The 13,909-nt window shown below is 66.9% G+C and carries 9 protein-coding genes and 1 riboswitch; of the genes, 4 read left to right on the plus strand and 5 right to left on the minus strand.

What is annotated here, in order from left to right:
* Positions 1 to 89: 89 nt before the first annotated feature.
* Entirely contained in the window at positions 90 to 1,517 is a 1,428-nt protein-coding gene (locus tag ACW5IY_RS21650; protein WP_049436033.1) for a DcaP family trimeric outer membrane transporter, read from the minus strand.
* Positions 1,518 to 1,762: 245 nt separating this feature from the next.
* On the opposite strand from ACW5IY_RS21650, the gene acs reads away from it, so the two are divergent.
* Both acs and ACW5IY_RS21660 read left to right on the plus strand, forming a co-directional pair.
* A complete protein-coding gene (acs, locus tag ACW5IY_RS21655; RefSeq protein ID WP_049436035.1) occupies positions 1,763 to 3,706 on the plus strand; it encodes an acetate--CoA ligase in 1,944 nt (647 codons plus the stop codon).
* A gap of 121 nt (positions 3,707 to 3,827) precedes the next feature.
* Entirely contained in the window at positions 3,828 to 4,493 is a 666-nt protein-coding gene (locus ACW5IY_RS21660; RefSeq protein WP_005420420.1) for a response regulator transcription factor, read from the plus strand.
* 157 nt (positions 4,494 to 4,650) lie between these two features.
* On the opposite strand, the gene ACW5IY_RS21665 is transcribed toward ACW5IY_RS21660, so the two are convergent.
* From ACW5IY_RS21665 to ACW5IY_RS21680, 4 genes are all read right to left on the minus strand, one after another.
* Complete coding sequence (locus tag ACW5IY_RS21665) at positions 4,651 to 5,106, minus strand: REP-associated tyrosine transposase (protein WP_049436037.1); 456 nt, start codon at positions 5,104 to 5,106, stop codon at positions 4,651 to 4,653.
* A 146-nt stretch (positions 5,107 to 5,252) separates the two neighbouring features.
* A complete protein-coding gene (locus ACW5IY_RS21670; RefSeq protein ID WP_010482394.1) occupies positions 5,253 to 5,828 on the minus strand; it encodes a manganese efflux pump MntP in 576 nt (191 codons plus the stop codon).
* 88 nt (positions 5,829 to 5,916) lie between these two features.
* A riboswitch (yybP-ykoY riboswitch) is annotated at positions 5,917 to 6,006 on the minus strand.
* A 140-nt stretch (positions 6,007 to 6,146) separates the two neighbouring features.
* Positions 6,147 to 9,605: a hybrid sensor histidine kinase/response regulator gene (locus ACW5IY_RS21675; protein WP_049436039.1), complete on the minus strand. Its 3,459-nt coding sequence runs from the start codon at positions 9,603 to 9,605 to the stop codon at positions 6,147 to 6,149.
* Between the two features lie 159 nt (positions 9,606 to 9,764).
* Entirely contained in the window at positions 9,765 to 11,912 is a 2,148-nt protein-coding gene (locus ACW5IY_RS21680; RefSeq protein ID WP_049436042.1) for a S46 family peptidase, read from the minus strand.
* Positions 11,913 to 12,034: 122 nt separating this feature from the next.
* Here ACW5IY_RS21680 and ACW5IY_RS21685 point away from each other — a divergent pair, with 122 nt between their 5' ends.
* Positions 12,035 to 12,811, plus strand: a complete 777-nt coding sequence (locus ACW5IY_RS21685) for a hypothetical protein (RefSeq protein WP_049436043.1) — start codon at positions 12,035 to 12,037, stop codon at positions 12,809 to 12,811.
* A complete protein-coding gene (locus tag ACW5IY_RS21690; protein WP_026347228.1) occupies positions 12,808 to 13,908 on the plus strand; it encodes a hypothetical protein in 1,101 nt (366 codons plus the stop codon). Before ACW5IY_RS21685 ends, ACW5IY_RS21690 begins: the two co-directional genes overlap by 4 nt.
* Position 13,909: the final 1 nt, after the last annotated feature.

Genomic DNA, 13,909 nt, shown 5'->3' on the forward strand with positions numbered 1-13,909 from the left:
TCCCTCTGTGGATGCCGACCTGGGTCGGTGGGTGCCGACCGTTGGTCGGCACTCAATTCGGTAGGTGCCGGCCGTTGGCCGGCACGCTCTTAGAAGCTGTATTTCGTGGTGAACTGCAACCGGGTGATGTCACCCTTGTTGCCGTTCTCCACCTCGCGACGGCCGTACATCAACTCCGCGCCGATATCGACCTTGGGCAGCGGCGAATAGAAGATGTTGCCGCGGATGCTCTGCACGCTCTTGGTCACCAGCGGGCCGAGGATGCTGTCGTTGTCGTAGTCGCTGCGCGCATAGATCAGGTTGGTGCGCAGCTTCGGCGAGAACGCATGCCGCCAGCCCACGTAGCCGGCAAGCACGCCGGTCGGGTTGAGCTCGTCGCGGGCCACGTCGTAGGCGCTGTCGGCAGTGATGCCCAGGCCGATGTAGCGGGCGATGCCTTCGCCGCCGGTCAGCTGGTAGTGCAGCGAATCGCTGTCACCCATCACCCACTTGCCGCCCAGTGTCAGGCCGCCAGCCACCTTGTCGGCCTTGGCGCCGGTGGCCTGGTTGTCGACCTTCAGCTGACGGACGATGCCGCCGACACCGAAGGTGCCCCAGTTGCCCTTCCAGCCATAGCGCAGGGTCAGGTCGGGCAGGCTGCCACGGTCGGAGTTGGCGCTGGCGTTGGTCCAGGCGCCGGTGACCGGATTGCGGGTACCGGTGAGGGTGGTGGTTTCCGGGTTTTCCAGTGCGACGCTGAAGCCGCCCTGGGTGTAGCGCACCTGGGCCTGGCGCACGAAGATCACGCCGTCGGTGGGGCCGACGAAGTCGACCGCTTCCGGCAGCGACGCGGCATCCATGAAGTTGGACCAGGTCTGGCCGGCCATCCAGTTGTTCCAGTACATGTAGGCGTGACGCAGGGTCACGCCGTAGGTATTGGTGGCGGTCTGGTTGCCCAGTGAATTGCCGAAGAAGTCCATCTCGAAGAACGCGCCGGCCTTGTTGCCCGACTCACTGACGTTGTCGATGCCCAGGTTGAAGCGCGAGAACTTGGCGTGGGCGTTGAAGTCGGTGCCCGAACGCTTGCCGCTGCCGCCGGCGCCTTCCACCGGGGTCTGGCCCGGCAGGTACAGCGAGCGGCCGGTGGCGTCGTCGGCCAGCTGGCCATCGCTGGTCTGGGTGGCCAGGAAGTCGGCCTTGATGAAGCCGCCGATCTTGACCGTGGTGCCCGGCGCCGCGCCCGGGGTGATGGTGGTGACCTGGATCGGCTGCTTGCCGGCCGGCACCTGTGCGACCGGCTTCTGCTCGGCCTGCACCGTGCGGACTTCGGTTACGGCCTGCTGGGTCTGGCTGATCTGGGTCTGTTGTTGTTGCTGCGAAGACAGCAGCAGCTGGACCTGGCGTTCCAGTTCGGCAACGCGTGCTTCCAGCGCCTTCTCTTTGGCGGTCTCTGCGAACGCCATGCCCGGTGCGACCAGGGCGACCAATAGGCAGGCCGCCAAAGGTGTGCGCACGGCTTTCAACGTACGGTGGCTCATGTTGCCCTCTCTCCCAAGTGGCAAGGTGATGCCGCGCGTGGGGCACGGTCGAGCCGAGACTGCGGGGCGATTATGTATAGCGGCTATTCGCCATTGGTCGAACCCGGCCCTGCTGGGCGCTCACTTTCGACCATGGTCTAACCAGAGTGGTGACGCGACCGGGGGTGGATGGGGCAAACTGAGGGGGATCGGTCGCTGCGATGCTGCGACCGCACACACAAAGTCAACGTGCAAGTGAGGGTGCCATGGCTGATATCTACCCCGTCGATCCGCAGTTCGCCGCCAAGGCACGCATCGACAAGAAGACTTATGAACAGCAGTACCAGGCGTCGGTGACCGATCCGGATGGATTCTGGGGCAAGGCCGCCGAGCGCCTGCAATGGATGCGCGCGCCGACGAAGATCAAGAACGTCAGCTATGACCTGTCCGACTTCCACATCAAGTGGTTCGAAGATGGCGAGCTCAATGCCAGCGTGAACTGCCTGGATCGCCAGCTGGAAACGCGCGGCGACAAGACCGCCCTGCTGTTCGAGCCGGACGGCCCGGATGCACCGGCCCAGCACGTGACCTATCGCGAGCTGTACGAGCGCACCTGCCGCCTCGGCAACGCGCTGCGCAACCTGGGCGTCAAGAAGGGCGACCGGGTCACCATCTACCTGCCAATGATTGTCGACGCTGCGGTGGCCATGCTGGCCTGCGCGCGCATCGGTGCGATCCACTCGGTGGTGTTCGGTGGCTTCGCGCCGAACTCGATTGCCGACCGCGTCAGCGACTGCCAGAGCAAGCTGATCATCACCGCCGACGAGGGCCTGCGCGGTGGCCGCAGGATTCCGCTGAAGGCCAACGTCGATGCCGCGCTGAAGCTGCCCGGCACCAATACCGTGGAAACAGTGCTGGTGGTGCGCCACACCGGCGGCGCGGTGGACATGCAGGCGCCGCGCGACCGCTGGTTCCACGATGTGGTGGACAGCCAGCCGGCCAGCTGCGAGCCGGAACGCATGAACGCCGAAGACCCGCTGTTCATCCTCTACACCTCCGGTTCCACCGGCAAGCCGAAGGGCGTGCTGCACACCACCGGCGGTTACCTGCTGTACGCGGCCTACACGCATGAAGCGGTGTTCGACCTGCGCGAGGACGACATCTACTGGTGCACCGCCGACGTCGGCTGGGTCACCGGCCACAGCTACATCGTGTACGGTCCGCTGGCCAACGGCGCGACCTCGCTGATGTTCGAAGGCGTGCCGAACTACCCGGATACCTCGCGCTTCTGGAACGTCATCGACAAGCACAAGGTGAGCATCTTCTACACCGCCCCGACCGCCATCCGTGCGCTCATGCGCGAGGGCGAGGAGCCGGTGAAGAAGACCTCCCGCGCGTCGCTGCGCCTGCTCGGTAGCGTGGGCGAACCCATCAATCCGGAAGCCTGGCGCTGGTACTACGAGGTGGTCGGCGACAGCCGCTGCCCGATCGTCGATACCTGGTGGCAGACCGAGACCGGCGGCATCCTGATCTCGCCGCTGGCCGGCGCGATGGACCTCAAGCCGGGTTCGGCCACCCTGCCCTTCTTCGGCGTGCAGCCGGCGCTGGTCAATGCCGATGGCGAGATCCAGGACGGCCCGACCGAGGGCAACCTGATCATTCGTGATTCCTGGCCAGGCCAGATGCGTACGGTGTACGGCGACCACCAGCGTTTCATCGATACGTATTTCCGCACCTACCCGGGCAGCTACTTCACCGGTGACGGTTGCCGCCGCGACGAAGACGGCTATTACTGGATCACCGGCCGCGTTGACGACGTGATCAATGTGTCCGGCCACCGCATCGGCACCGCCGAAGTGGAAAGCGCGCTGGTCTCGCATCCGAAGGTGGCCGAAGCCGCCGTGGTCGGCTTCCCGCACGACGTGAAGGGCCAGGGCATCTATGCCTACGTGACCCTGGTGGCCGAAGAAGCGCCGAGCGACGAACTGCAGAAGGAACTGGTCGCCTGGGTACGCAAGGAAATCGGCCCGATCGCCACGCCGGACCACCTGCAGTGGGCGCCGGGCCTGCCGAAGACCCGCTCGGGCAAGATCATGCGCCGCATCCTGCGCAAGATCGCCGAGAACGCACCGGACCAGCTGGGTGACACCTCGACCCTGGCCGATCCGTCGGTGGTGGCGTCGCTGGTGGACGAGCGCAAGGTGCGCTGATGGCGTGACTGCAGGCGCAGGACGCGCCAGGGACGTGGCCGGGAGGAGGGACCCGGCCGTGTCCGACCCGTCCTGCACCTGCCATCACGTCGCTCTTTTTCCTGATCGATAAGCTCGACCCATGACCACCCTCCTGATTGCCGATGACCACCCGCTGTTCCGCGAAGCCCTGCGTGGGGCCGTGCAGCGGGTCATCCCCGGCGTGCAGCTGTTCGAGGCCGACAGCGTGGAAGCACTGTACGCGCTGGCCGATCAGCACAACGACGCCGACCTGGTCCTGATGGACCTCAACATGCCGGGTGCGCAGGGCTTCAACGCACTCGTGCACATGCGCTCACTGCACCCCCAGCTGCCGGTGGTGGTGGTGTCCGCGCGCGAAGAAGCCACGGTGATGCGCCGCGCGCTCGACCACGGTGCGCTCGGCTTCATTCCCAAATCGGCCGACTCGGACACCATCGGCCATGCACTCGGCACCATCCTCGATGGCGAGACCTGGGCACCGCCGGAAGCGCACAACGTGCCGCCCACCGGCAGCGAAGAACGCGAAGTCGGCCAGCGCCTGCGCGAGCTGACCCCGCAGCAGTTCCGCGTCCTGCAGATGCTCGGCGCCGGTCGCTTGAACAAGCAGATCGCCTACGACCTCAACGTCTCCGAAGCAACGATCAAGGCCCACGTCACCGCCATCCTGCGCAAGCTCGGCGTGACCAACCGCACCCAGGCCGTGCTGATGGCCGGCAAGCTGGCCATCGACGACGACGCCATCGTGCTGCCGCCGGAAGAAGACTGAGACCTCCGCTGTAGAGCCGAGCCCATGCTCGGCTGCTGTTCGCCTGAAGCCCGCGCTACGCGCGTGAGCCGAGCGCAGGCTCGGCTCTACAGGACTCCACAGCACCTGCCTTTGTAGAGCCGAGCCCATGCACGGTTGCTCTTCGCCAGGTTCCAGATCACGCTTCAAGCGGCCATCGACTCCACACATAGGGGTATTCCCCGATGCGCGTGGCCAGCCCAGCACGCACGGGATTGGCCGCGATGTACATCGCCTGCGTCCGCAGGCATTCATCGCTGCGCAGCGCGTGGTCGTAGTATCCCGGCTGCCAGATCGGCGCGTTGGCATCAGCGCGCCTGCCGATGGAACGCCCGCTCCGTGATTTGAGGATCTGCATGCAGCCGGCAAGCGTGCCGGTACGGAGTTCGAACAGCCAATGCAGATGATCCGGCATCACCACCCAGGCGAGGGAGGAGGTCCGCCCCGTTCGCTCTAGGGTGCGCAGCGCTTCGTTCAGCAGATCGACGTTGGCCTTGTCGTCGAACCAAGGACGGCGTGCGCGTGTCACAGCCGTGATCGCGTAGACATTGCCGGTCTGCGACCAGCGACCAAAGCGGAGTGCGGGACTGGCCATGCGAAGAGGCTATGGCACGCATGACAGCCCTTCCATCAGTGCAACACCGCAATGCTTGTCAGCCAACACCCTGAGGTAGAGCCGAGCCCATGCTCGGCTGGCGCGCGAAGCAGCCGAGCATGGGCTCGGCTCTACAGGGGCGGGCGTTACCCCACGCCGTGCAGGTGTTCGTACAGGATCGTCGCGCCGATGATCACCAGGATCACACCACCGATGATCTCGGCGCGCTTGCCGACCATGCTGCCCAGCACGCGGCCGAGCATGATGCCGACGGTAACCATGGTCAGCGTGCACAGGCCGATGACCGCAGCCATCACGCCGATATGCACGTCCATGAAGGCCAGGCCGATACCCACCGCCATCGCATCGATGCTGGTGGCGAAACCGGTCAACGCCAGCTTCCAGAAGCCGTGATGCTGCGAAGGATCTTCGTCTTCCTCGGCGCTGTCCGGACGCAGGCCGTTGTAGATCATGTGGATGCCCAGCGCACCGAGCAGGCCGAAGGCGATCCAGTGGTCGAACGCTTCCACGTACTGCAGGGCGGCACGGCCGAGCAACCAGCCGATGATCGGTGTAATCGCCTCGATGACGCCGAAGATGATGCCGGCGCGCAGCGCATCGCGGAACACCGGCTTGCGCATGGCCGCACCCTTGCCGATCGCCGCGGCGAAGGCATCGGTGGACATGGCAAAGCCGATCAGGAGGATCGAAATGGGGGACATTGGCGGCTGCTGAGGTCGGGCAAGGACGGACGCACGGCTCGCGCTCGCGCCCAACCTGACGTTGCGCGCGCGGGCCGCTGGTCTCGCCAACCATCATGGTTGTCCACGCCACGGCGCACTGGCCGAGTATGTTGACGTGGACGATTCCTGCGAAGGAATCCGGCTACTCCCCAAGGGGACGCGCAGCTTAGCACCGCGATTCGCGCATGGCGCATTTGCAGCGAAACGCGCAGGCAGGGCTGGTTTGTATAGCGATGGCTATATCAGGCCCGCACTGCGTGCGGGAGCCGAGCGTGGGCTCGGCTCTACAGTTGCCCGTCAGGCGTCGCTGCTGCCGGCGTCGCGCAGCGCGCCCAGGAAGGCGCGCAGCGAGGCCGGCTTGATCGGCTTGGTCAGCACGCGGTAGCCGCGTTCGCGCGCCATCCGCTTCAACTCGTCGCGACCATCGGCGGTCAGCAGCGCTCCGGGCAACGGGTAGCCCGCAGCCTCGCGAAGTGCCACCAGCGCATCCAGGCCATCCATGCGGTCGTGCAGGTGGTAGTCCACCAGCATCACCTGCGGGCGCTCGGCAATCTTCTCCAGCGCCTGGTCGACGGTGGCAGCGGTGATCACCTGCACCTGCCAACGGCCAAGCAATGCGCGCATGCCGTCCAGGATCTCTTCGTCGTTGTCCACGCACAGTACGCGCAGGCCGGCCAGCGAATCGCTGCGCACCGGTGCGGCCACCGCCTGTACCGGCGTGGCCAGCTCGGTGTAACCCGGCAACGGCGCCACACGCGGCAGGATGATCGAGAACATCGAGCCGCTGCCGACGCGGCTGCGCGCATTGAGGCGATGGTCAAGCAGGCGCGAGATGCGCTGGCAGATCGACAAGCCCAGCCCCAGACCCTGCTCGCCCCAGTCGAACGGCTGCTGGTAGCGGTGGAACTCGTCGAAGATCTGCCGCATATGGTGCTCGGGAATGCCGGGTCCGGTATCCCATACCTGCAGCTCCACCTCATCGCCACGATGGCGCACCGCCAGCACGATGCGCCCCTGACGGGTGTAGCGCAACGCGTTGGCCAGGAAATTCTGCAGCACGCGGCGCAGCAGGCGGCGGTCACTGCGTACCCACGCCGGGCGCGCGAACAGGTCCAGGCGCAGGCCACGACCTGCAGCCACCGGCGTGTACTGCGCCGCCAGTTCGCGCATCAACGCACTCACGTCGAACTCGCCGATGACCGGGTGCAGGCCACCGGCATCCAGCCGCGACACGTCCAGCAGGCCATCCAGCAGTTCTTCGGCCGCGCGCAGCGACGCATCCACGCGTTCGGCCAGGTGCTTCTGTTCGTCGCTCACGTGGTCGCTGTCGCGCAGCGCCGAAGCGAACAGGCGCGCGGCGTTCAACGGCTGCAGCACGTCGTGGCTGATCGCCGCCAGGAACCGCGTCTTCGACTGCTGCGCGACCTCGGCCTCGTGCGAGCGCTCGGCCACGCGCTGTTCCAGCGTCTCGTTGGCTTCCAGCAGTGCTTTTTCCGCGTGCTTGTAGTCGGTGATGTCGTTGTAGCTGGTCACGTAACCGCCGCCGGGCAGCGCCTGCCCACGCATCTCGATCACCTTGCCGTCGCTGCGGGTGCGCTCGAACACGTGCGGTGAACCGGCACGCATGTAGCCGATGCGGCGATTGATCTGCACCTCGATATCGCCCTCGCCCAATTCGCCGCGCTCGGCGTTGTAGCGGATCAGGTCGGCCACCGGGCGGCCCACATAGAGCATGCCGTCGGGGTAGCCGAACATGTCCTGGTAGCGACGGTTCCATGCGGTCAGGCGCATGTCTGGATCGACCACGCTGACACCGGCGCTGATGTTCTCCAGCGTGGTCGACAGGATCTCGCGGTTGAAGCGCAGCTCCTGCCCCGCTTCGTCCAGCACTGCCACCACTTCACCCAGGTCCATGCCCGACCCGCGCAGCAGGCTGGTCAGCAGCAGGCGCGCCGATGCCGCGCCAATCGACGCGGCCAGCAGGCGTTCGGTGAACTGCACCCACGGCCGGTCGGCGGGCGCCGAGGATTGCAGTTCACGGCCCAGTGACTGCGCCTGCTCGAAGAACGAGCGCCGCGCATGGCGCTCGCCGACCACGCGCGAGGCCAGCGCCAGCAGATCGCCCACATGCACGTGACCCGGCCAACCGCCGGCCACCGACGGGCGTTCGGCATACGGGTCGAGGAACGGTGCTGCGCGCAGGCGCTCGTCGACACCGGGTCGCCAGCGTGCGGACACCAGCATCATCGTCGCCGCGTTGACCAGCAGCGACCAGAACGTGCCATGGGTCAACGGGTCCCAGCCGGTCATGCCGAACAGCTGTTGCGGGCGCAGCCACTCGATGCCGAACGGGCCGTGCTGCACCCAGCCAGCATCAACCCAGCCGGCCATGGTCATCGCCGGCAGCAGCAGGGTGTACAGCCAGGTGGCGAAGCCCAGCAGCATGCCTACCTCGACGCCGCGACGGCTGGCACCGCGCCAGTACAGGCCGCCGATCAGGCCCGGTGCGAACTGCGCCACTGCAGCGAACGCCATCAGGCCGTACGACGCCAGCGTGCTGTCGTTGCTGCTGGTGCGGTAGTAGCTGTAGGCCATCAGCGCCAGCAGCAGGATCGCCAGGCGACGGATCCACAGCACGCGCGAGGCGACATCGGCCGCTTCCTGGTGGTCGCCACTGCGGCGCAGCAGCACCGGCATCACCAGGTCGTTGCTGACCATGGTCGCCAGTGCGATGGAGGACACGATGACCATGCCGGTGGCGGCCGAGAAGCCGCCCACATAGGCGATCAGCGCCAGCGCGTTGCGGCCTTCGGCCAGCGGCAGCGCCAGCACCATCGAATCGTCGGCAACGCTGCCGCCGGTGCCGAACAGGGTGACGCCGGCGGTGGCGATCGGCAGCACCATGCCCGAGATCAGCACCAGATAGCCACCGAACATCCAGCGCGCGCGGCGCACATCGCGCACGTCACCGCACTCGACCACCGCCACATGGAACTGGCGCGGCAGGCAGATGATGGCCAGGAAACTCAGCAGGGTCTGCGAAATGAATCCCACCGGCGGCAGGCCGGTGAACAGCGTATGCACCGACTCGACCACCGCGTCGGTGCGGTTGCTCAGCCACAGGTAGGCGAACACGCCCACTGCCACCATCGCCAGCAGCTTGATCACCGATTCGAAGGCGATCGCCAGCATCATGCCGTGGTGGTGCTCGGTGGCATCGACCTGGCGGGTGCCGAACAGGGTGGCGAACAGCGCCATCAGCAGCGCCACGTACAGCGCCGGATCGGTGAAGAAGCCGGTCGGGCCGGTGTTGCCGGTCAGCACCTGCAGGCTCATCGCCACGGCTTTGTACTGCAGCGCCAGGTACGGAATGATGCCGATCAGCGCGATGATCGCTACCAGCGCCGCCAGCCGCCGCGAGCGGCCAAAGCGCGAGGAGATGAAATCGGCGATGGAGACCACGTTCTGGCTGCGCGCGATCAGCGCCAGGCGCTCGATGATGCGCCAGCCGAACAGCAGCAGCAGCAACGGGCCGATGTAGATCGGCAGGTAGCCGATGCCGTTGCGCACGGCGGTGCCGACCGCGCCGTAGAAGGTCCACGACGAGCAGTACACCGCCAACGCCAGGCTGTAGACCACCGGCCGCAGCCACGGCCGGTCGGGATACATCGGCCGGCGGTCACCCCACCACGCCACGCCGAACAGCAGTGCGGCATAGGCAACCGAGACCAGCAGCAGGATCCAGCTGGAGACCACGCGTGCGTTTCCCTCAGGGCAGGGGCCAGTAGATCACGACCGTTGGTCGTGAGGGTAGGTCATGGCGGTGGGTCACGACCGTTGGTCGTGACGGAGGCATCCATGCCCACCAACGGTGGGCACCCACCAGGAAGCGGTGGCACCTGCCAGGCACCGGCGTTATTGGGCCGGCACGCCCATTTCCTTCAGCAGCTCGGGCGCCGGGTAGACCTTGGCCAGCAGCCAGCGCAGGTAGCGCATGTCCACGTGCACGGCGCGCTTGTAGCGCGGGTCGAACCACCAGCTGGCGCTGACCGATTCCCAGTTGCTGTCGAAGTTCAGGCCGATCAGTTCGCCCTTGGCGTTGAGCACCGGCGAGCCGGAGTTGCCGCCGGTGGTATCCAGGTTGGTCAGGAAGTTGACCGTCTGGGTCTTCAGCGCCGGGTCGGCGGTGCTACCGAAATCACCCTTGGCGATCGCCGCCAGCAGCGGCTTGGGTGCATCGAACGGATAGGCGTTGGTGTTCTTCTCGACGATGCCGGCCACGGTGGTCACCGGCGAGTACGTCACGCCATCACGCGGGTGCAGCGCCTCCACCTTGCCGTAGCTGATGCGCAGGGTGCGGTTGGCATCCGGGTACACCGCGCGGCCCTGCTTGGCACGCCAGGCGAACAGCGCCTGCATGTAGGCCGGGCGCAGGCGCAGCTGCTCGCCTTCACGGGTCTTGCTCTCGTTCTCGATGCGCAGCTGCGCGGCCACCAGCGGGCCGGCCACGGCGATCAGCGGATCGGCGGCCAATGCCTTGCCTTCGCGGGCGGCGGCGAAACGGGACAGGCGCTGCGCCTCGTCACCCAGCTGGGTGCCGGCGTAGAGGGTGTCCAGCGCCTTGGACAGCTGGGCCGGGGTACGGCCGAAGGCGGCGTCGAACTCGGCCACGCGCTGCGCGTCCGGCAGCTGCTGGTAACGGGTCAGCAGGGTGGTCAGCAGCGTCTTCTCGACCTCCGGCGCGTAACGGCGCTGGACCTGCTTGAGCACGCCTTCGATCATCGCCTGGTCGCGCTGCTGGAAACCGCTCTCGCGCTGCGCGTCCGGCTTGGCCGATTCAATGCGCAGGCGCTCCAGCAGCAGCGCCGAACGCAGCAACTGGCTCTGCGCGGCCATCTGGTCCAGCAGCAGGTCACGCTCGCCCACCGCCGCACCCTGCGACAGGTTGGCCAGCAGCGCCTTGATGTCGCCCTGGTACTTGCGGTCGGTGGCAGCCAGCATCGCCGTCTCGTCGGCGGCACGCTGGGCCTTGGCGTCGCTGCGCTGCAGGCCTTCCAGCTCACCGGCGGCGCGCTTGCGGTTGTTCTTCAGCGACTGCAGCTGCGAGGCGTAGCGGGTACGCGCCTGCGCATCCTTGGCGCTGGCGGCCTCGATGGTGTCGATCATCTGCTGGAACACCGACACGCGGCGCGGCAGCACGGTATCGATCTGGCCGGCGAATTCAGCGGCGGTGCGATGGCGGTAGGTGATGCCCGGGTAACCGGCCAGCATCGCGTAGTCGCCTTCCTTCGGGCCTTCCACCGACATCTGCAGGTGCGCCGGTGCCTGGTAGGGCACGTTGTCCTTGCTGTAGGCGGCCGGCTTGCCGTCCTTGCCCACGTAGGCGCGCAGCAGGGTGAAGTCGCCGGTGTGGCGCGGCCACATGAAGTTGTCGATCTCATCGCCGTAGTTGCCGATCGCACGCGGCGGCGCATACACCAGGCGCACGTCGCTCAGTTCCAGCTGGGCGATGCGGTAGAAGTCGGTGCCATAGTACATGTTGGCCACCGAGCAGCGCACGCTGCCGTCCTTCTCGCACTCGGCCACGATCTGCTTGCTGGCCGCATCGACGGCATCGAAGTAGGCGCGACCAGTCTTGCCACGGGCCTGCGCCAGTACCTGGTCGGTCACCTTGTCGAAGCCGACGGTGACCAGCACGCGGAAGTCCGGGTTGGCCGGACGCTCGTCGGCACGGTCCTTGGCGATGAAGCCACCGTTGATCAGGTCGTGCTCGGGCGAGCTGTTGTACTGGATCACGCCCATCGCCACGTGGTGGTTGGTCAGCAGCAGGCCGTCGGCGGACACGAACGAACCGGTGCCGCCACCGGCACGCACCACCGCGCTCAGCGGCGGCGCAGTGACGTTGGCCAGATCGGCCGGATTGCCCTTGAAGCCTGCAGCCTGCAGCGGCTTGGCCAGCTCCGGCAGCTGGGTCGGCATCCACATGCCTTCATCGGCGTGGGCACCGGCGGCGAGGGTCAGGCCCAGGGCCAGGGCGACAGGAAGGGTTTTACGGGCAGACATCGGCGTTTCCGGCAATACAGAACAGCCGGGGACCATAGCCGCTGGGGGCCGATGGGGCAACGGCCGATGGTTGGGGGCACCGATGCTGGCTAGAATCAGGCACGGATACCAGGGAAGGACCGATGATCGCAGGAATCGATCTGGGCACCACGCATTCGACAGGGCCATCTGCCGCCGAGGCGCTTGCCGACCGCATCGTCCGCAACGGTCAGCAACGCGATCCGGCAGACTTCGCAGCCTGGCTGCAGCAGTCCCCGGAACTGCAGCCCCCTGCGGATGCTGGCGCGGTGAACCTGGCAACCTGGCAACGGCTGATGAAGGGCACTACGCCGTTCCCGCAAGCGAACTTCGAGCAGCTGGCCGACCGCTTCCAGTGGTATGACCGGGACAGTATCCGCGAGTGCTACGACATGGCCGCCCTCGGCCACAGCATGCACCTGTGCTGGTTGCTGGTGCCAGGCAACGAGACCGCGCTCGCCCGTTACATGCATCTCGAGAATGCGCCGGTTTCGGTGGTGCAGGCCCGCACCCGTGTCGCCCGGCTCAGTGGCCCCTGGCACCCACTGCGCGCGCACATCCAGGCGCTGTCCGCGCGCACGCGGCACGAAATGCGTGAAACGCTGCATTACCTTGTCGGCGTGCCTGTGATGGCGCACGTGGCGCTCCCACCGCCATTGCAGCGCAGGCAGGTCATGTTCTGGGCGGCCGCATGCGACGCCCTGCACCATTCCATGCCGTCACGCAGACGCTTCACGCGGCGAACGGTCGCTTTGGCACTGCTTCTGACGTGCGCCCTGCTGGCCACCATCGCAATCCTCCGCGGGGCATTTTCCAGCTCCCCCGGCAATGCACACAGTGATCGTTCAAGCCTGCAGCCCCCACACGAGGCAAACCCATGAGCAACTGGATGGACCTGCTGGAGCGCGCCAAATCCACCGACCCGCAGCCTTTCGCGGTGTACCTGCAGGGCCTGCGCAGCCAGTGGTCCTTGGACGAGCGCGCTGAAGCCAGTGCCAGGGTGCTGCAGGCGCTGCGCGCGCGGCAGGCGCCCATGAACCTGTCCGAAGCCGCGGCGCTTTACCAGGCCTTCGGCTGGGACGACGCGGGCTGCGGCCTGGCACCAGGCGAACTGCGCGAGCTGGCCGAACACGCCTGGCAGGACTGGCTGCAACTGCCCGCGCAGACCGATCTGCTGGCCCAGCAGATGGAGGCGCGTGGCGGGCGCTGGACCAGCCACGATGACGCTGCCAGCCGCCTTCAGCAGCTGCGCGAACCGCGTTCGCACCTGCGCAACCTGATGTCCGCGCTGCCGCTGCGCGTGCCGCGCCAGGCCGCAGCGTTGATGGACGTACTGGGCTGCCAGGAGGACCGTCCTCTACCGCCCGGCATCGATGCGGGCCAAGCCCGCTTCTGGGCCGGCGCCAGCGATGTCACCCGCCTCACCGCGGCACAGTTGTCATTGCTGCGTGCACTGCTGGCAAGCGTGGCGCTGACGTTGATGGCCTTCATCGCGTTGGCCACCACCCAGATCGCCAGCACGCTGCTGCCCTACCAGTCGGAAGAGCAGCGCAGGGCGATCGTGCTGGGCACGGCAGCGCTGGCGCCACTGCTCGGCACGCTGCTGGCCATTGGCCTGCGTCATCTGTTCGTCTGGCAGAGCGCCCCTGAAGACCCGTCCGTGCCGCCTTCCCGGCTGCGTTGGCTGACCCTGCCGGTCGCCTGCGCAGCCATCGCAGCGGTCGGTACCGCCGTCTACCTGTGGGTGCCCTCGCCTTCGCTGTGGTTGGCACCGCTGTGCTGGCTGCTGGCCTGGACCGTGCTGGCCACGGCATGGATCCGCTACCAGCTGCGCCGGGGCAAGCCCGCCCGCATGGAATTGCCAGTGTCATTCCTGGTGATGCTGTCCGTGCTCAGCGTGCTGCCGGCGCTGCTGGGTGCGCTGCTGCTGTGGAGCATGGACCTGTCCGGGCACCGCCAGCGGCTGCGCCGCAGCTGAA

Source organism: Stenotrophomonas sp. C-A, assembly GCF_054030835.1.

Bases quoted from the DNA above. Each gene is read 5' to 3' on its own strand.
- ACW5IY_RS21650 (WP_049436033.1), bottom strand. From the start codon at position 1,517: ATGAGCCACCGTACGTTGAAAGCCGTGCGCACACCTTTGGCGGCCTGC.
- acs (WP_049436035.1), top strand. From the start codon at position 1,763: ATGGCTGATATCTACCCCGTCGATCCGCAGTTCGCCGCCAAGGCACGC.
- ACW5IY_RS21660 (WP_005420420.1), top strand. From the start codon at position 3,828: ATGACCACCCTCCTGATTGCCGATGACCACCCGCTGTTCCGCGAAGCC.
- ACW5IY_RS21665 (WP_049436037.1), bottom strand. From the start codon at position 5,106: ATGGCCAGTCCCGCACTCCGCTTTGGTCGCTGGTCGCAGACCGGCAAT.
- ACW5IY_RS21670 (WP_010482394.1), bottom strand. From the start codon at position 5,828: ATGTCCCCCATTTCGATCCTCCTGATCGGCTTTGCCATGTCCACCGAT.
- ACW5IY_RS21680 (WP_049436042.1), bottom strand. From the start codon at position 11,912: ATGTCTGCCCGTAAAACCCTTCCTGTCGCCCTGGCCCTGGGCCTGACC.
- ACW5IY_RS21685 (WP_049436043.1), top strand. From the start codon at position 12,035: ATGATCGCAGGAATCGATCTGGGCACCACGCATTCGACAGGGCCATCT.
- ACW5IY_RS21690 (WP_026347228.1), top strand. From the start codon at position 12,808: ATGAGCAACTGGATGGACCTGCTGGAGCGCGCCAAATCCACCGACCCG.